Origin of the sequence: Flavobacterium sp. TR2, assembly GCF_025252405.1 — a bacterium.
Classification (GTDB): domain Bacteria; phylum Bacteroidota; class Bacteroidia; order Flavobacteriales; family Flavobacteriaceae; genus Flavobacterium.
The window spans coordinates 4,239,925-4,259,275 of sequence record NZ_CP104307.1 but is presented as its reverse complement, the minus strand read 5'-3'; the positions used below and the strand labels follow the sequence as shown (position 1 = coordinate 4,259,275).

The window sequence follows — 19,351 nt, the reverse complement described above, 5'->3', positions numbered from 1 at the left end:
AATAAAACCACTATTTTAAATAAAATTTAAAGTAGTGGTTTTTGTATTAATAAACAATAATGGATAAAACTATAAAGTTAGTATCAATATTAGTATCTATTATTTAAGAATAGGCTATTCAATTACAATTTTTTTGGTTGTTGCAGTTGAATTTTGAAGAATCTTCGCTAAATATATACCTCTAGGAAGTTTAGTTCTTATAACATGATTAGTGTTAGATTTTAGATTTTTGGTTTCGTATAATGGCGCACCAGTAATTGAGTATATAGTCAGAGAATAATTTTCGTCTGATTGTGAAGCGCAATAAATATTAAACTCTCCATCTTTTGATGGGTTCGGATATACTTGAATAGTAGTATCTGCTTCAATATTATCTGCCAAAATAGCAACATTGGCACTTTTTGCTGTAGCCTCTATTTTATTGAACTTGAATAACTGGCACGAAGTCCCGTAATATTCCCAAAGCTGAAGATTTGCGGTGCCATCCATATTGCAATTGGAAGTGTCCCAGCCTTTTGAAGTATCTACGGCTGATTTTACGCTGTAATAGCCATTGCCAACATCTGTTACCAGCCATTTTTGGGCATCATTGCTATAGTCATCCCAAAGTCTAATCGATTTTCCATTTGTTGGATCTGCGCTTTCAAGATCTATTACGCGTCCTGTAGAACTTGCATTTGATTTAAATCGCCAATAGCCGTTTCCAGCATCAATGGCAATCCACTGCTGCGCTGTTGCTCCTGATCTATCCCAAGGACGAATCGCCGTGCCATTTGCATTAGTTCCGTACTTAAGATCTATTACCTTATTTGAGTTTGTTTTAAATTCAATTTCATAGACACTATTATTTATTAGTGTAGTGCAGTTTTGCGATGGGATGTTACTGTTTGCATATGCAGAGAACCATTGTTTGACTGGTGCAGCACAAGCCTCCCAATTGTTGTTGAATGCAGTTGTAACATTGTATGGATCTGCATTGGTTATAAGGCCTTCCGGTGCGAGCAGATTCCAGCTGCAATTTCCAGTAGCATCAATTCTTCCTTTCAGATTGAGACCAAAACCGCTTGTCGTGCCAGTGCCCCACGTTCCATCACCTGTGGGAGACCAATCCGTTTCTGTTATCATAATAGGAGCAACGTTTGCAATAGGCTGGACATTAGCATTCCAAGCGTTATTAAAACTGGTGGTGTTTTCTGCATTTGCTCCCCAATAGCCAGGATAAACATGAACAGCATAACCAATATTGCCGCCTGTTATCAAATGGTTTGGATATCCTTGGTAATGGGATTGATATCCCGTTCCTGGTATCCAGCAGACATTATTTGCACCATTGGCTCTAATTTTATTTACTAAATCCTGAAAGTAATTATGTAAAGCGGCAAAATGTTCATCGCCCGTAGCTCCCCAATTTCCATTTGTCCCAAGTATTTCTATAGGCTCATTGGCTATTTCAAACATCACATTATCTACATTTTTTAAATTTGGATGGCCCGATAGATATTGCCACACAGTTCTTAGATAATTATGGTAATTGTCTCCATAGGCAATTCGATTAGGACATACTCCAGGAGGGCGAAGGACAACATAAAGTCCTCTGCTTCTGGCATGATTAATTAAAGGAATTATAACTTGATTTACATAAGTTACCAATCTGTTGTAATCAAAGCAGGAGATATCATTTTCTCCCGCTGAGCAGCCTGGCGTATTGGTCCAGTAAGGATCAATATGAAGCCTTATATAATTTAATTTCCATCCGTTACTTGTGTTGGTAAGCGCGTCCATAACAGCATTATTATAGTTTAGGCAGCCTTGAACATTATAATTATCCCAACGGCATTGGTTATACGAGCATCCATTAAACCAAGGACTGGGAGTGATGGCAACGCCATGAAGCAAAACGTTTTTTCCGCAGGGATCCTTTAAATTTTTACCTTCGATATGCAATGGAGGCAGAGGCATTCCGGGCCAGGCAAATAATTGCATTAAAGGAATAAACATTAAAAATAGAAAAAGTAATTTTTTTAATCTTTTCATAACTTAAATGGTTTTAATTAGTTAGTAAATCTACTCTTTGTTTAGAGTAAGTTTTTTACTGCTAATTTAATAATAAAAGACATTAAAAAAAACAACCGATTGTGTTATTTGTTAAGAAAATATTTTATTGGAGGATTCTGAGTAAAATTTTGATAATCAAATGTGGAGCGGTCTATGCGTTTAGCTTTTGTCTTATATTGCCTTATGCAAGCTTTTTTAAAAGGGCAAGATCGATTTAAAAAGTAAGTATATAACAGTTAACTAGGAAAGTCGGTAAAAATTATGTAATTGTATGTTCATTTTTACAGCTTCAGATTAATACTGCTTTAGCTTTTAGCCGTAGAAAAAATATCATCTCAGTCTGTCGGGATGCTTGACAAAGCAATGATCCAGCATAACTGAATGCCAATCAATAGCGATGTGCATTATATTGTTAGGGATGGGATTCGTTTAGGAATAAACAGAAATCATGTGAATTGTTACAATTTATAGCAACCGATTGTTTATATTTGAGAGGCAGGGCATTCCGTAACTGATCATTCAAACATTAGTGGCAATAAAATAATATTAAATCATATAAAATTAAATCATGAAAAAGCTAGGTCTCTTGCTAATGATAGGGATGATTCCTGTGACTGCTTTTAGTCAAAGAGCAACTAAAGTATGGGAATCGGATTCTTTATTTCTCAAACCAGAATCGGCACTTTATGATTCTTCGAAAAAGATTGTGTATATCTCCAATATAAATGGAGAATACTTAGCCAAGGACGGAAATGGATTTATTTCTAAAATTAGAACAAATGGACAAATAGAAGTTCTAAAATGGATTGATGGACTGGACAATCCGCAAGGAATGGCTTTATTTAAAAATAAACTGTTTGTGGCTGATATTAATAAAGTTTTGCAAATAAATACCAATACGTCTAAAATAGAAAAAGTATATAAAGCTGATTCTGCAAAATTTTTCAATGATGTTACATCAGATCGCAATGGAGACATTTACGTATCGGATTGTTTTGACAATAAAATCTATAAAATATCTGATGGAGAAATAAAGGTATGGCTTGAATCTGATTTTCTTTCTATGCCGAATGGATTATTATCCAGAAAAGATGAAGTTTTAGTGTTGAATATGAAAAGCCGAACTGCTTTTGCGGTTAATAAATCGACAGGTAAGGCTTATGAAATTTTTAATGGAATTGATAATTTAGACGGTATTGCCAGTGATGGAGGTAACGGGTTAATAGTATCTGGAGCATGGCAGGGAGAAGTGTTTCATATCGATGCAAAAGGAAATAAAAAACTCATTATTGATTTAGGAAAAGAAAAGATTGCTGCTGCAGATATTGAATATATCGCAGAGAAAAAGCTATTGATAGTGCCGACTTTAAATAAGACTGTAATGGGATATCATTTGGAGTAAAATTATTTTTATCGCAAGCTGTATTTGATACAGCAGTGAAAATACAACATCTATGGCATTAACTGCCTCAAATGTGGCATTCTATTTTTTTATATAAAGTTACTTTTAGTCCTTAATAGAAACTAAATAATAACTAAATAACATTTCATGAAAAAATTAAGTCAGGTTGCCTTAATGCTAACATTTGCTGTTGGATTTTCTTCTTGCTTTGAAAATTCAGGCACAGAGAAAAAACAGGATGGGATAAATGCAGACACGAAGATTAATAAAGCCGCAGAATCTGATTGGATAAAACAATTCGAAGACACTTTTGAGACAGATATCTCGCTTTCAAAGTGGACAAAAGTGCAGCGTACCGACTATAATTCTAAATATTGCGATTACAAAAGTTCGGTGCCTTCAGTGCAATCTAGAGACGGAAGAGGATGCCTGGAAATTAAAACAGCCAAGCTCAGCGCAACCAAATACCAGTCAGGACTTGTGAAGTCGCTTTATGAGTACACGCCTGAAAATAATACCGAATACAGATTGTCTGCCACGATAAAATTACTGGCAATGGACGGAGCCAATTATAAGTCATTTGCGCAAACATATGGCGCATGGCCGGCTTTCTGGACAGTTCAGGAAGATGGATGGCCTACACATGGGGAAATTGATATTATGGAAGGCTATTCTTTTGCTCCAAATGCCTCCCGATTTGCCTCTAATCTTTTTTACGGAACAGCGGTAGGGGCAAATCAATTGGAAAACCTGGCAGAAAGGCAATATCCAGTAAGTTTTAATATTGATGGAAACAATGGATGGCATTTGTATGAATGTTTTATAAAAATGAAAGATAATGCGCTAACCATAACAATAAAAATTGATGATAATATTGTTGCAGCTTACGCAAACAGCAGCGTATCAAAACTGAATTTGAATAATTTCAAAAAGCATAATATTGTTTTAAATATGAATGTTGGGTCAAATCATTCCAGTTTTATAAATCCTGATAAAATAAATTTGTTTACAGCTGCAATCATGTGGGTAGATCAAGTTTCGGCCTATAAAAGAGCACTATAATAGCCCTGCCGTTTTTCATATCGTTATTAACAAAAAACACCACTCATAACGAAGTGGTGTTTTTTTGGCAGATGGCTGCCAATCTAATTCAAATTTGTTTTTGATTTAATCTAAACCTTCTAAAAATCCGGTATGTGAACTTTTGACCGCAAAATTAGAATCGTACAATAAAGGCCAGTCATTGCCTGGGTGATTCAGTTCAGTGCTGAACGGAATCCATGATTCATTATCTCTCATTCCCCAAATTGTCAAAGCGTATTTGTTTGCCGCTGGAAGCGCATTATAAATCTGCACCATCTCTTTATATTTTGCTTTTTGAGCCAGTCTTCTTTCATTAGTAAATGCAGAGATATCGTTAAACTGGTTTACCTGTATATCCAATTCTGAAACATGAATTTTTAAGCCTTTTGCAACAGCCTTGTTAAGATCTGTTTGTATTTGCGCTTTGGTTGGGCTTAAATAGGTATTGTGCATCTGAAAGCCAACACCGTCAACAACTTTAGCAGCTTTTAGATCATCCAGTAAGCTAAAAACTTTGTCTTGTTTTGCTGTATTAGTTGAGGTAGCGTAATCATTATAGAATAATAATAAAGAAGCATCACCAGCAGCAATTGCGGCATTTCTTGCCCATTGAAAACAGTCTTTTACATAGTTAGGCCCCATTCGCTGTAAGAAAATAGTATTTTTCATGGCGCCACTGTCATCTACAGCTTCGTTAACCACATCCCAAGATTTTACTTTTCCCGCATAATGCGTTACCACATCAGTAATGTATTTTTTAACTTCAGCTGCAAATTCAGCATCTGTTCCAGAAAAATCTTTTAGCCACTGCGGCACTGCATTATGCCAAACTAGGGCATGGCCGTGCACGTTGATGCTATTGGCATTTCCGTAAGCCACAATTTTATCGGCTACAGTCCAGTTGTAAACACCGCTTGCAGTTGAGATCTGATCCATTTTCATTTCGTATTCGGCAGAAATGCTGCTGAATTCATTTTTCAGAATAACATCATAAGGACTTCCGCTTGTCAATTGTGAAGCTTTTATCGCCATACCAACAAAAAACGGATTGGCTAGCTTATTTACTTTTACCTTTAAAAAAGTGGGATCTTCAGGAATACCGCTTGAGCCTGTTGTAACAACCGCAATTACATTTGAATAATCAGAAATTTGCGTTTCGTTTTTGGCTCTCACTCTGTAGTAGTATTGCGTTCCTCCGGTTAAACCTGTTACAGCATCATTTAAATCAGTAATTTCTTTTGCATTGTAATTTGGGACAAAAGAGGTGAAGTTTTCTGTAGTTGAAATATCCAGGAGATAGCTTTTGGAATGCGAAACATAATTCCATTTGGCTTTAAAACCATGATCATTTATATCTTTTGGAGCATTGGCAACTGGCGTTTCCAGAGTTTCAACAGTTTCGTTATCGTCCTTCGAGCATGCATTTAAAAAAAAGACGAGGCCAGCCAGCATTAATAAAAATTTACTTTTCATACTGTTTGTATTATGGACATTCTTTTTTCATAGAATGTCCTTATTTATAGTTATTTATTCGATGTAATAAAGAGGCCGTTTTGACCACAGCCTCTTTTTTAAGTTAAAATGTCAGATTAATTATTGATAACGGATTTTAATATTATCAAATTTAATGGCACTGGGGTTAGGGGTATCTCCCTGAGCAATTCCAACTTTAATTTCGTTGATTTTAGATGGATTTAAATTAGCAGCTGTATTAGATCCAAAACCGTAGTTGTCTTTAAAATCTGCAATAGATATGGTTTTTGTCATCCAGTTTACATCCGTAATTTTAAAATTATAGCCATAGTTTACTCCGTCAATAGTATTTAACTGGATTGCAAATTGGGCACCCGTAACATTTGCACTTACGTCAATGTCAATATAAGCTTTTGCTGCATCTGTATTAGAAGCACTTAGGAAACTGGCTCCTCCGCCGCCACTGCTTCCGTTATAGCCATTGGCAGTTGAACCTGCCCAAACCAATGTGGTGTAATTTCCAGTCGGACCTCCAGCTGTACTGGTGCTGAAACTTTCTACGTCTCCATAAGATGTCCAATCTTTTCTAAGGCCATTTCCGTCAAAATCAGATACCAGAATAATGGTTGCAAAATCAATTGTCTTTTTTGCTGTTCCTCCAGGTGTAGTAATGGCAAGTTCTGATCCAGAAGCTGCATCTGCAGGCAAACCGATAATAATTGAAGAAGACGATTTTACTGTATAGCTTACCGCTTTTCCTGCTAAGGTTACAGATGAAATATTATAAAACCAAGTTCCTTCGATTTCTAATGGAAATCCTGGAGTTGCAACAGTAGGAGTGGTTTTGGTAATTGTTGGTACAGGCTGTAAAATCTCAATGTTTTTAGTAACAGAGCCATTTGCAGCTGTAAAAGTAATAGGCTGCACACCAAATCTGCTTCCTAGCTTTTCATCAAAAGGAATGGTGAAAATAAACGATTTGTCTGAATTGTAATTAGGATTAAAAGCAATATTGATAGTATTATCTAGTGTAATCTTTTTTAGTCCCGTTAAACCTTCCCCTTCAACTCTTACTTTATTGTTTGGAAAGGCCTGATTTAGTAAATCCCCCGGTTCGGCAACCATTGCATCTATGTTTGCGCTGGCTGCATCATCATTCTGGCAGGCTGTAAAAGAAGCCAGCATAAAAAGCAGTAGAATGCTATATTTTATTGTATTGATCATAGTTTAGTTATTAAAGTTAAAAGGAACCGGAGCTTCTAATAATGATGGATTGGTATCTATGGCAGACTGAGGCAATGGAAGTTCAAAATAATTGCTGCTAGGCGTTATTTTTCTTGAAACCAATTCTGTTCTGGCATCATCAGAATAAAAACCTACTTCCTGCTGTGAGATAATCGCAGTTGCTTCAGCCAGACCGCGGCGTTTTAAATCAAAGAAATATTGTCCTTCCAAAGCAAATTCAATCCTTCTCTCATTAAACAGATCATCTCTTGTAAGGACTGTTTTAATTGGCAATCCCGCTCTTTTTCTTACTTCGTTAAAAGAGCTTAAAGCAGCTGCAGAAGTAGTGGATGGCGCTCCTGCCAATAATGCTTCAGAATTCATCAGTAAAATGTCCGAATACCTTAGAATGATTGTATTTTGCGAGGTTCTCATAAAGAATACGTCATTTCTTTCCGCAGCTGACCCTACTATGTATTTTCTGAAATTTGCGGCTGTAGAAGAATATATTTTTTTGTATGTAAAACCGCCTTGACTTTTTAGTAATTCAGGGTAAAAATCGCCATCGGTCATAATGGTGCTTTTCTTTCTGATATCTTTTGGCTCAAATCCATTTTGCAGAGAAATTGATGGAAGGTAAACTCCCCATCCGTCACCACCGCCTGTAATTCCAGTACCTCCTGGAACTATATACGCCTGATTGGTATTTTGAGTTCCCCATTCTGTAGCAATAGCTTTCCATTGAAGCGCAAACATACTCTCTGCACTATTATTATTTTCCGGACTGCTGAACAGATTTCCGTATTCTTGAATTAAAGTATACTGATTTCCGATAATTTTCTGGGTTAAAGCTGCACATTGGGCATATTCATTTAAAGTCAGATGCACTTTGGCTAAAATTCCCATTGCGGCATATTTAGTCACATACCCTTTCTTTAATCCTTTTTCCGGTAAATTTTCTGCCGCATATTCTAAATCCTGCTTGATGAATTTGTAAACATCTTCAACAAGATTTCTTTTTGGCTGTGCAGCAGAACCCGCTTTATTGATGATAGGCACGGCTCCAAAAGTTCTAACCAAATAGAAATAGGCATTGGCCCTCATGAATCTTGATATGGCAATTGCATTTTTATAAGATGCCTCAGGGAGTTCGCTTTTTCTGGCTTCAACCAGACTCATTAAGTTATTAGACTGGTCGATAACCGAAAACAAGGCTACGTATCCTTCTGTAAGAATCGGATTTTGAGATGTTACCTGAGCATCTTTAAACTGCGCATAAGCGCCGTCAAATGTAAAGGCGTTTCCGGCATACATATCTCCTACAGCAATTAGGAATTTATCGTTAAAAGCAAACCAAGGCTTAAAGTACAAGCTCTCGGCGATTCCGTCAAAAGCGGTAACGCCTTCAGGCAGATCGCTTGGCGTCAATTGGTTTTCAGATGGTGCATTCAAAAACTCATCTGAGCAGGAAAATAAAGACAGCAATGGTATAAGCATTCCCATCAAAAAAAGTTTAAAAAGTTTTTTCATAACTATATTTTTATGTTAATGACTGCAAGTCATTAAGTTGAATGTGTTTTTATAAAGCTTAGAATTCTAAATTTACCCCTATGGAAGTTATTCTTGGCACAGGATAACGCCCCAAGTCGATACCGCTCAGTGTTATATTCTGATCTAGGTTTCCAAGAGCTGGATCAAATCCGGTATATTTTGTAAACGTGTACAAGTTTTGAACGTTTGCATACAATCTTACTTTAGATATAATGGAATTGTCGAAAATCTTATTTGGCAGATCGTAGCTTAAAGAAACATTTTGGATTCTTAAATAAGAACCGTCTTCAACAAATCTGTTCGAAATTCTTCCGTTGCCATTTGGATCATTAAGCGTAATTCTCGGAACATCGGTATTTTCATTCACTCCAGGTTCAAAAGCCTGCATGGCCTGTGTGCTTACGTTTCCAAATCGGTCTCCAAAGCCAGGATAAATTCCGTCAATATAATGGCGCGTAAAGTTGTAGATCTTGTTGCCTTGACTTCCTGTTAAAGAAACCGAAAAATTGAAGTTTTTGTATCTAAGGTTATTCGTAATAGCGTAGGTAAAATCAGGAATGGCATCTCCTATGGCTGTCTGGTCTTTACTGTCTATTTTTCCGTCACCATTAAGATCTTTAAATCGAATGTCTCCCACGCCTGTTCCTGCTTCTTGAATTGGTCCAGCTGCCAGTTCTGCCGCATTTTTAAACAAACCATCTGTCACATATCCGTAAAACTGTCCTACAGGCTGTCCTTCGGTAGTTCTGGTAACATTGTATAAATCAAACTGCACTTTTCCTAACAATGATTTGCCCTGACCTTGAAAACGAGTCAGTTCATTATTGTATTTTGAAAAAATGATCGTGGTATCCCAGCTAAAATTTTCTGCGGCGATGTTTCTTGTATTTAAAGTAAGCTCAATACCTTTTGTTACAATTTCACCTGTATTCAGATAATAGTTAAGGGCACTTTGATTGGATTCATCGTTGATTTGTTTGGTCAGGAAATCTGAAGAATTTTTAATGTAATAATCAAAATCTAATTTTACTCTGTTGTTAAGCATTGCCAGTTCAAAACCGGTATTGAAAGATTTAAGAGATTCCCATTTTATGTCTGGATTTCCCAAATTGTCGATCGTTGGCGAAACCCCGCCAAATGGCGATGCTAGCAGCGATAAAATAGTCTGGTATCGGTTTGCTGGAATGTTTTGATTTCCTACAAGACCGTATCCGGCTTTGAATTTCAGATAATTGACGCTTTTTGACAAAGGCTCAAAGAACTTTTCGTTGCTCACTGTCCATCCTCCTGAAAATGAAGGGAAATATCCCCATTTGTGGTTTGGTCCAAAGTTGGATGAAGCATCCGCTCTTAAAGAAGCAGAAAAAGAATATCGGTCAGAAAAACCGTAGTTTAATCTTGAAATATAAGAAGTCATAGACCAGCGTCCAGAACCGTTTCCGTTTAGGGCAGTGGCGATATCACCGATATTAAGATTGGTGAAATCTTTATTTAGGAAATCGCCTGTCCTGTAACCGCTTAAATATTCATAATAGCTTTCCTGCGCTTCCTGGCCCAGTAAAAAAGTAAAATTATGCTTCTCGTTAAGCGTTTTGTTGTAAGTCAGATAGTTTTTGATATTCCAGTAATAGCTCTGATCTTGCTGTTTGAACGATTTATTTAAAAGCTCCGTTACGTTTCCTAAAGTATATTTAGGCACAAAAGTGCTGTTTTTTGAGAAATTCAAGTCGTATCCTAATTCTGATCGGAAAACCAATCCTTTTAAAATAGTAAAATCAGCAAATAGATTTCCATTGATTTTAAATCTTTCTGTAGTGGCATTATTGTATTCAGATAAGGCAATTGGGTTAGTGGCTTCATTTGCCGATGATCCCAAACCAGATGTTGGTCCCGCATAAGAACCGTCTGCAGCTCTAACCGGTAATTCTGGAGACTGTCTTAAGGCGTTCATAACCAATCCTCCTCTGTCATCATTTCTTACCACTTGCTGAGATGATTTGCTTATTGAGAGGTTATTGCCAATTTTTAGCCAAGATTTTACATTAGAATCTACATTTAAGCGCATTGCCAATCTGTTGAAATCTGAATTTAAGACAATACCTTCCTGATCAAAATAATTTAAAGAAGTATAAAAGCGTGTTCCATCTTTTTCTCCAGAGAAAGAAAGCTGGTGATTGTATATGGTTGCTGTTCTGAAAAGTTCGTCCTGCCAGTTTGTGCCATTTCCAAGCAGATTCGGTTTTTGATATTGATACGGAACAGGTTCGCCATTTAGCTTGTAGATTTTTGCCTGATAAGCCGCATATTGAGGCAGGTTTAAAACATCAACCGTATTGTTTATCTGTTGTGTTCCTAAATAGGTTTCGTATGTAAATTTAGATTTTCCCTTTTTTCCTTTTTTAGTGGTAATCAAAACCACTCCATTTGCACCGCTTGAACCGTATATGGCTGTTGCAGAAGCATCTTTTAAGATATCGATCGTTTCTATGTCTGAAATATTCAAACCGGACAAAGCAGAATTTTTAGTCTGTCCGTTTCCTCCGCCTAGAGCGCTAAACGAAAAGGAGTCATTGTTCTTGTCTGCAAAGACAGGCGTTCCGTCGATCACATATAAAGGCTCATTCCCGTTAATAGAGGTAATTCCTCGAATCTGAACCGAGATTCCCCCTCCTGGAGTACCGGAGTTCTGCGTAACATTCACACCTGCGGCTTTACCCACAAGAGCCTGATCAATGGAAATAAAAGGCTTATCCTGAATTTCAGAAGCTTTAATAGAAGATACAGCGCCATTTATGTCTTTTCTTTTTGATGTCCCGTATCCGATAACCACCACTTCGTTTAGTTTTTCGAGGTCGCTCGCCATCACCACCTGCATATTCGGTTTAGCTTCAAGGATTAAATTTTTGTATCCTATATAAGTGAAAAGCAGCATTGCTTTTGGTTCAATATTATTCAATACGAAACTGCCGTCAAAATCCGTGACTGTTCCATTTTTGGTTCCTTGTACTATTACACTAACGCCTGGAAGACTGTTTCCCCCCGATGTTACTTTACCTTTAACAGTTTGAGCGAAGAAAAAATTTCCCCACAAGCATACTATTAAGCACAATAGTCTTTTTAATGTTTTTTTCTGCATAAAGTTTGGTTGTTTAGTTTAAATTGAAATAATTAGTAATTCGTTAAGTTTTAAGAAAAACATTTAAAAATTTGGGAGTTTGGCCAAGAGATTGTTTTGAGTTAGAGCGGCTAAACTTTTTTCTTAAATATTTCTTAACGAAAGTATATTCTAGAGGTGTTGCATTGTAGCACAGATGATGCATATTGTGCAACAGATGATGCAAAAAGCGCTTCTGAATCCCTGTAAATGCTAAATTGAAGTCCTATAGGCATTAAAACAGCTGCTGAAGTATTGATAATTTTTTAGACTAAAAAATATTGTTTGTTCAAAATATTAAGGGTTTAATTTTTATAAGCTGAATTTCAGCTGAAAATTAAAAGCTTGGATTTTGAAAAAAATCACTGACAAAAAAAGAGCTTCGGTTTAAACCGAAGCTCTCTGCCATTTGATGTTTAATTATGGATATTCTGCTATTCTTTCGTTCTTTTTTCCTGCGTGGGCAAATGTCCATATTTGATTTTATAGCACTTGGCAAAATAGGAGGGAGAAGTAAAACCGACTTTGAAGCTTATTTCGTTGATATTATTATTGCCCTGTTCTATGAACTGTTTTGCTTTTTCTAGTCGCACATTTCGGATAAATTCATTGACAGAAACACCCGTTAAGGTTTTTATTTTTCGATAGAGCTGGCTTCTGCTTAAAAAGATCTTAGATGAAAGGAGTTCTACGGTTAGTTCAGGCTCACTGATGTTTTCATTAATATAATGCAGAATCTTTTGGATGAAATCATTATCAAGCGAAGTTGTTTTTTCTTTTCCCTGTTTTGTGATGCCGCTGTAAAATTTCTTAAACATGATCTGTCTGCTTGTAATAAGCTGAGCCAGACTGGATTTTAGAATATCCAGTTCAAAAGGTTTGCTTAAATACATATCAGCCCCCGAATCGATGCCTTCCAGTCGGTCTTTTACCATTGCTTTGGCAGAAAGCATCAATAAAGGAATATGGCTTGTTTTTAAATCGCCTTTTATGTTTTTGCACAGTTCCAGTCCGTCCATTACTGGCATAATGACATCGGTTATGATTAAATCGGGCAATTTCTGCACCGCAAGATCGTAGCCTTTTTGGCCATTTTCGGCCGTAATTACTCTGTATGACTTGCTAAGTTCCTGTTTTAAATAATTTCTCAGTTCTGTATTGTCTTCTACAATTAAAACGGTATAGGCTTTTTGAGTTTCTGCTTCAGAATTAGATTCAATCTCATCTCGAACAGGCTCAGATAGAAGTTCGTTTTTGCTCTCTATTTTATATTTCTCCTCAATGATTTCACTTCCTTTATATAGCGAGCTGCCTAACGGAAAAGTTATTTTAAAACTTGTGCCTTGGCCAACTTGGCTCTCAACTTCAATTTTTCCTTTATGAAGTTCGACAAATTCCTTTACAACCTCCAAGCCAATTCCTGTGCTTCCGTAATATTCCTTATTGAGATTATTGACCTGGTAAAAACGGTCAAAAATTTTATTCAAATCTTTTTTTGGTATTCCCGAACCTGTATCTGCAATGGTTATCGAAAACGATGGGACTTTATTTCCGTCAATTATCAATGCATTTTCGGTTTCTGATGCGTTTATGGAAATATGGATAGAACCATTATCAGGGGTAAATTTAAATGCGTTCGAAATAATATTAAACAGTATTTTTTCCAGCATTTTAGGATCCAGCCAATCTTCGAGCTCATCTATGGGCGATTCAAAATTAACAGCAATGTTTCGGGCAGCAGCTTCTTCATAAAAGTAGCCTATAACGGCTTCGGTAAACGATACTACTTCAACTTTCTTGGCTTGAAGCGAAATTTTATTAAACTCTAATTTGTTAAAATCCATAAGCTCATTAATTAGCCTAGAGAGTCTATCAGAGCTTTTGTGCACTATTTTTAATTTATTGTATATCTCCGGAGATATTTTTTTACTTTTTAAAATGTCTTCCAGAGGATTGATAATCAGTGTTAAAGGAGTTCTGAATTCATGCGAGATATTGGTAAAAAACTGAAGTTTTTTATTGTTTAATTTCTCCAATTGAATGTTCTTTTCCTTTTCCAGAATGATAGCCTGCTTCGCTTTGAAACGGTTTTGATAGATCTTGTTAAGATAGAGGATCAGGAAAATTAAAATAGAAGAATAGATTAAATAAGCCCAAATGGTTTTCCACCATGGGGGAAGCACTTTTATTTTCAGTTCTAATTGATTGCCGCTCCAAGTGCCGTCTGCGTTGGCAGATTTTACTTTAAAGGTATAATTTCCCGGCGCCAGATTGGTATAGGTTGCTGTTCTGTTATTTCCTACATAGTTCCAGTCTTTTTCAAAGCCTTCCAGATAATACGCATATTGGTTTTTCTTAGAATAATTATAATTGATTCCTACATATTCGATGGTAAAAACAGACTGCGTGTAATTAAGCGTAATTTCTTTAGTCTGTGAAATTACTTTGCTTAATGGCGAGCCTTCTTCATTTGGCTTTACTGATTTATTGAATAATTTAAAATCACTGAAATAAAGGCGCGGGGCTTTTTCTGCTTTTTTAATTTCGTTTGGATTAAAATAGTTTACTCCTTCATAACCTCCAAAATAAAGTTCTCCGTTCCCGTCTTTATAAACAGCATTGTTATTAAAATCGTTATCAATAAGACCATCATCTTTATTGAAGTTGGTGCTTTTTCGGTTTTTAAGATCAAGTTTTGTAAGTCCAGATCCACCGCTTAGCCATAAAGCGCCATTATTGTCAGAAATGATAGCGCGAATTGATTTTTCTTTAAATCCAGGAAAATCATCATAATTGGAAAATGCCTTGTTTTTTTTATTGTAGCTAAACAGCCCTTGAGCATCTGTTCCTATCCAAATTGTTTTATCATTAGATTCATAAATAGATAAAATAATCTGAATGCTATTGTTTTTATTAATGCCGCCAAACATGGCATCGCGCATTTTTGTGACCTTAAAGCCAGACTCGTCCTTTATATTTATCTGATATAATCCTAAGATAGTGCCGACCCACAAAACATTATCAGAATCCACAAAAACTTTACGGATGAAAGCATTGTCTAGACCGTTTTTGGCAAATGGCTCAGAATCGCAATGTACAAATGTGCTGCTTTTATTATCAAAATAATGCAGTCCTTTTATAAAAGTTCCTATCCAGATTCTGCCTTTTGAATCTTCAGAAAAACTGAAAATTCGATTTGATTTTAATCCTGGTGTATTTGCTGTATTATAGTTGACAAATCTTGAAGTTCCGTTTTTTAAAAAGTAGATGCCGCGGTCCCAGCTTCCAAGCCAGATGTTTTGTTTGCTGTCTATAAAAATGGCTTGAATATCGAGAGCATCTAAACCAGAGTAGTAACTTTGATTTGTTTTATTTACATGAATGAAGCTTTTATTGGCAAGGTTATATATGTCAAGTCCGCCTCCTTCGTTACTGATAAGCAGGTTTCCTTTTTTGTCTTTTGCAACCGAAGTGACATAGCTAGTTTGAAGGGAATTTTCATTGTTAGCAAGCGATTCAAGAGCATTGAATTTATTATTTGGCTTGTCAAAAACGCCAAGTCCCTTATTGAAATATCCTAGCCAGAGTCTTTTTTCTCTGTCCTCGTACAAGGACCAAACCGAATTGGATTTTAAGCTGGCGCTATTATACTTGCTGTGCAGGTATTTTTTTAGCACTTCTCCCTTATAATTTACAACCAGTAATCCGTCATTTTCGGTGCCGCAGACAATGTAACCCAAACTGCTTTGTACGATTGATAAGATTTTATTTTTGGTAATGGGATAGTTTTCAAACTGATAATTATCTGTTTCAGGCTTGATTTTTATGAGTCCGTTTTCTGTTGTGCCCATCCATAAGTATCCAAATTTATCTATAACAAGACTTTCAATGTCGCTAGTTAGAGGTTCTCGTTTAAATTTGTCTTTATAAACCTGTTTGACTTTTCCATTAGTGTCAATTTCTAAAAGTCCGTAACTGGTTCCCAAATAAATAATTCCCTGTTTGTTTTTAACCGAGGATTTTATCAGAAAATTGGGTTTGTCCAGCACTTTTGAATGCACCAGAGAAGCTTTTAGAGTTTTTATATTAAGTTTGAATAATCCAAAACCATAAGCGCCTAAGTATAGATTGCCATTATTGTCTTCAATAATTGTTTTTATCGTAATGGGCTGCGTGTATCCTTGTGTTATGGCATCTTCAATATTGATTCGGGTAAAGTTATCCAAATCCCTGTTATATAAGCATAAACCCTGATCGGTGCCCACCCAAAGATTATTTTTGGAATCGATAAACGTCGAATAAATAAAGTTGCTGTTTACCGAGCCGGGTTTGTTATCGTATTTATATCCGAAATAATTTACGCCATCGTATCTATATAGGCCAGCACCGCTTGTACCAATCCATATAAAATCATTTTTATCCTGAATGATAGAAGAAACAGCTCGTTTTGAAGCAGTTTCTTGTATGCTTCTAAACTGGTAGCTGTCAAATTTGCCTTGCGAAAACAGCGAGTTTGAAATGGTTAAACAGCATAAAAGGATATAAATTGTTTTTTTCATGTAGATGTAACGGTATGCATTATTTGGTTTGTATAAGTGGATTTTTCAGGATATGGGAAACAATATTAATAAAACTAATTTGAACACTTATTTTTTTTTATTCAAATCTGTCTTATTGCCAAAATCCTGAGTACGATTATGAACCTTATTAAGGAATTATCGTACTCAGGATATAAAAAAATAAAAGATATTCGATTCTTGTTAAGACAGAATAATCCTTTTGGGCTTTATTTTTGGGCTTTTATTTTAGCTCAAATTTACCGTTAAGTCCATTGTTGGAATTCCACCCAACCATAATATTAAATTGGCCAGGTTCTACTAAAAATTTACCGTTGTTGTCGAAGAATCCAAGTTCATTATTTGTCAATGTGAATTGAACTGTTTTGGTTTCTCCCTTTTTTAATTCGATAAGCTCAAAGCCTTTTAATTCTTTTATAGGTCTTGCAATGCTGGCAACAGGATCATTTATATAAAGTTGGACGATTTCTTTTCCATCAAAGTTTCCTGTATTGGTCACATCAACAGAGACTTCGATTTTTTCTCCTTTTTGGAAAGAAGCTTTTGAAATCTTCAGGTTTTTATAGTCAAAAGAAGTATAGCTTAATCCGTAACCGAATGGGTATAAAGGAGTTTTTTCGACATCAGAATAGTGCGACCAGAAAACATTATTGTCTTTGTTTATAGGTCTTCCCGTATTGTACAGATTGTAATAGATAGGGCATTGGCCTACGTTTCTTGGAAAAGACATTGGCAGCTTGCCGCTCGGATTATAGTCTCCGTATAAAACCTGCGCAATAGCATTTCCAGATTGCGTTCCTAATTGCCAAGCTTCAACAATAGCAGGTATATGTTCTGCCGCCCAAGGTATAGACAAAGGACGTCCGTTGTTTAATACCAGAATAATATTTGGATTTTCTTTATAAATTTCCTCCAATAATTGCTGCTGATTTCCTGGCAGCCCTAATTCTGTTCTGCTGCGCGCTTCGCCGCTTTGAAAACCTATTTCGCCCAGCACTATTACCACAATTTCAGCCTCTTTGGCCACTTTTTTTGCTGCTTCAAACCCAGAAAAATCAGTGGTATTGACTTTCACTTCATCTAAAAAAGATTGTTTGTTGGTGGCAACATCGGTTCCTTTTTCATAAACTAATGCGCTGTTTTTATATTGCTGCATTCCTTCCAGAACTGATACCGCAGTATTATCATCAGCGGCGATTCTCCAGCTTCCCAGAGGGCTGTTTTTATCATTGGCCAAAGCGCCGATTAAAGCAATTTTAGCGCCTGATTTTTTTAAAGGCAGAAGGTTTTTATCATTTTTTAATAGCACAATCGATTTTTTGGCCATGTCCAGAACATCGGAATGGTTTCCTTTGCTTCCTATATTTGATTTTTCGCGAGCTTCGTCACAATATTTATAAGGGTCGTCAAAAAGACCCAGTTCAAATTTCACGCGAAGGATTCTGCGCACGGCATCATCAATCACGCTTTCTTTTACCGATCCATTTTTTACCAGTTTAGCCAGTTCTGTAACATATATATTCGATTCCATATCCATGTCAGAACCTGCGAGAGCCGCTTTTTTAGCTGCATCCGCACCATCTGCTGCGTAGCCGTGAGTAATCATTTCGGCTATTGAGGCCCAATCAGAAACCACGAATCCTTTAAATCCCCAAGCGCCTTTTAGAATATCTCTCTGTAAAAATGAATTTCCAGTCGCTGGAATTCCGTTTAAGGTATTGAATGAATTCATAAAAGTGCGGATTCCTGCGTCGCTTGCCGCTTTAAAAGGAGGCAGCACCGTATTGTATAGTTTAGAATTGCTCATATCTACGCTGTTGTAATCTCGGCCTGCTTCTACAAAACCATAACCGGCAAAATGTTTTGCACAGGCGATGATTTTAGTATGGTCAAAATGCTCGCCTTGAAAACCTTTAACTCTTGCTATCGCAATTTTACTTCCCAAATAAGGGTCTTCACCGGCGCCTTCCATGACTCTTCCCCATCTTGCATCATTTGAGATATCGACATTCGGGGCAAAAGTCCAGTTTAATCCAGAAGCAGATGCTTCCAAAGCAGCTACGCCAGCCGATTTTTTTATGGCTTCCAAATCCCAGCTGGCAGCTTCTGCTAGCGGAATAGGACTTAAGGTTTTGTAGCCGTGTATGACATCAAAACCAAAAAGGAGCGGAATGCCAAGACGGGTTTCTTCAACAGCAATTTTTTGCACGGCTCTTACTTCTTTGACGCCTCGAACAGTTAGCATAGAGCCTACCCATCCTTTTTTGATATTATTGTATTTTTCTTCATTAGAGCCAGATTCTGGTTTAGGTCCGGTAACATCCCATGAACCGTTATACTGATTCATTTGGCCAACCTTTTCTTCCAATGTCATTTCTTTCATTAAAAGCGAAATTCTCTCTTCTATCGGTTTGGTTGGGTCAAGATATTTTTTTGCCTGTCCGTAATTGGTTCCATAAACAATCAGCAGTAAAAATGCATATCGTTTCATTTGCTTTTTCATCATTGTGGTTTTAATTTTATTATTGAGATTAAATTAGGTCACTTTCTAATGCTGTTTTTCTGTGCAGTTTATATTCAATGCCAAAAAATCATCTTAGATGGCATGGACAGAAAATTAAAGGCTGTAAATGTACTTTTAGCAAAGCAGTCTGGGTAATAAATTTGAAGCATTATGTGCGACAAATGATGTATTTTCAGCCTTCGCGATAAGCAAAAACAAAAGATATGCGGCATTAGACCGCATGAGTGTTTTCTAAACTATGCTTTTTATAAAATACCAGCGTAATGATAAAAAAGAACCGAAATAGACTAAAACAAAAGGCAGTGTAA

The 19,351-nt window shown here is 36.4% G+C and carries 9 protein-coding genes; 2 read left to right on the top strand and 7 right to left on the bottom strand.

Annotation, left to right across the window (positions count from 1 at the left end; translation table 11 throughout):
* Positions 1–114 precede the first annotated feature (114 nt).
* The gene (locus tag N4T20_RS18345) at positions 115–2,034 is read right to left on the bottom strand and encodes an RICIN domain-containing protein (protein WP_260670517.1); all 1,920 of its coding nucleotides are present in this window, start codon (positions 2,032–2,034) and stop codon (positions 115–117) included.
* 589 nt (positions 2,035–2,623) lie between these two features.
* Between N4T20_RS18345 and N4T20_RS18340 the strand changes: the two genes are divergently transcribed.
* Positions 2,624–3,457, top strand: coding sequence for an SMP-30/gluconolactonase/LRE family protein (locus tag N4T20_RS18340; protein WP_260670516.1), 834 nt, complete (start codon positions 2,624–2,626; stop codon positions 3,455–3,457).
* Between the two features lie 147 nt (positions 3,458–3,604).
* Positions 3,605–4,519 (top strand): family 16 glycosylhydrolase, encoded by a 915-nt coding sequence (locus N4T20_RS18335; RefSeq protein ID WP_260670515.1) that lies wholly within the window; start codon positions 3,605–3,607, stop codon positions 4,517–4,519.
* A gap of 105 nt (positions 4,520–4,624) precedes the next feature.
* Here N4T20_RS18335 and N4T20_RS18330 read toward each other — a convergent pair whose 3' ends face one another.
* From N4T20_RS18330 to bglX, 6 genes are all read right to left on the bottom strand, one after another.
* Positions 4,625–6,013: an endo-1,4-beta-xylanase gene (locus N4T20_RS18330; RefSeq protein ID WP_260670514.1), complete on the bottom strand. Its 1,389-nt coding sequence runs from the start codon at positions 6,011–6,013 to the stop codon at positions 4,625–4,627.
* A gap of 120 nt (positions 6,014–6,133) precedes the next feature.
* On the bottom strand, positions 6,134–7,237 hold the full coding sequence (locus tag N4T20_RS18325; protein ID WP_260670513.1) for a CIA30 family protein: 1,104 nt from the start codon (positions 7,235–7,237) through the stop codon (positions 6,134–6,136).
* Positions 7,238–7,240: 3 nt separating this feature from the next.
* Positions 7,241–8,767 carry a RagB/SusD family nutrient uptake outer membrane protein gene (locus tag N4T20_RS18320; RefSeq protein WP_260670512.1) on the bottom strand — a complete coding sequence of 509 codons (1,527 nt, stop codon included), beginning with the start codon at positions 8,765–8,767 and terminating at the stop codon, positions 7,241–7,243.
* A 58-nt stretch (positions 8,768–8,825) separates the two neighbouring features.
* Positions 8,826–11,924: a TonB-dependent receptor gene (locus N4T20_RS18315; RefSeq protein ID WP_260670511.1), complete on the bottom strand. Its 3,099-nt coding sequence runs from the start codon at positions 11,922–11,924 to the stop codon at positions 8,826–8,828.
* A 452-nt stretch (positions 11,925–12,376) separates the two neighbouring features.
* Positions 12,377–16,501: a two-component regulator propeller domain-containing protein gene (locus N4T20_RS18310; protein ID WP_260670510.1), complete on the bottom strand. Its 4,125-nt coding sequence runs from the start codon at positions 16,499–16,501 to the stop codon at positions 12,377–12,379.
* 241 nt (positions 16,502–16,742) lie between these two features.
* Entirely contained in the window at positions 16,743–19,022 is a 2,280-nt protein-coding gene (bglX, locus tag N4T20_RS18305) for a beta-glucosidase BglX (RefSeq protein WP_260673123.1), read from the bottom strand.
* Positions 19,023–19,351: the final 329 nt, after the last annotated feature.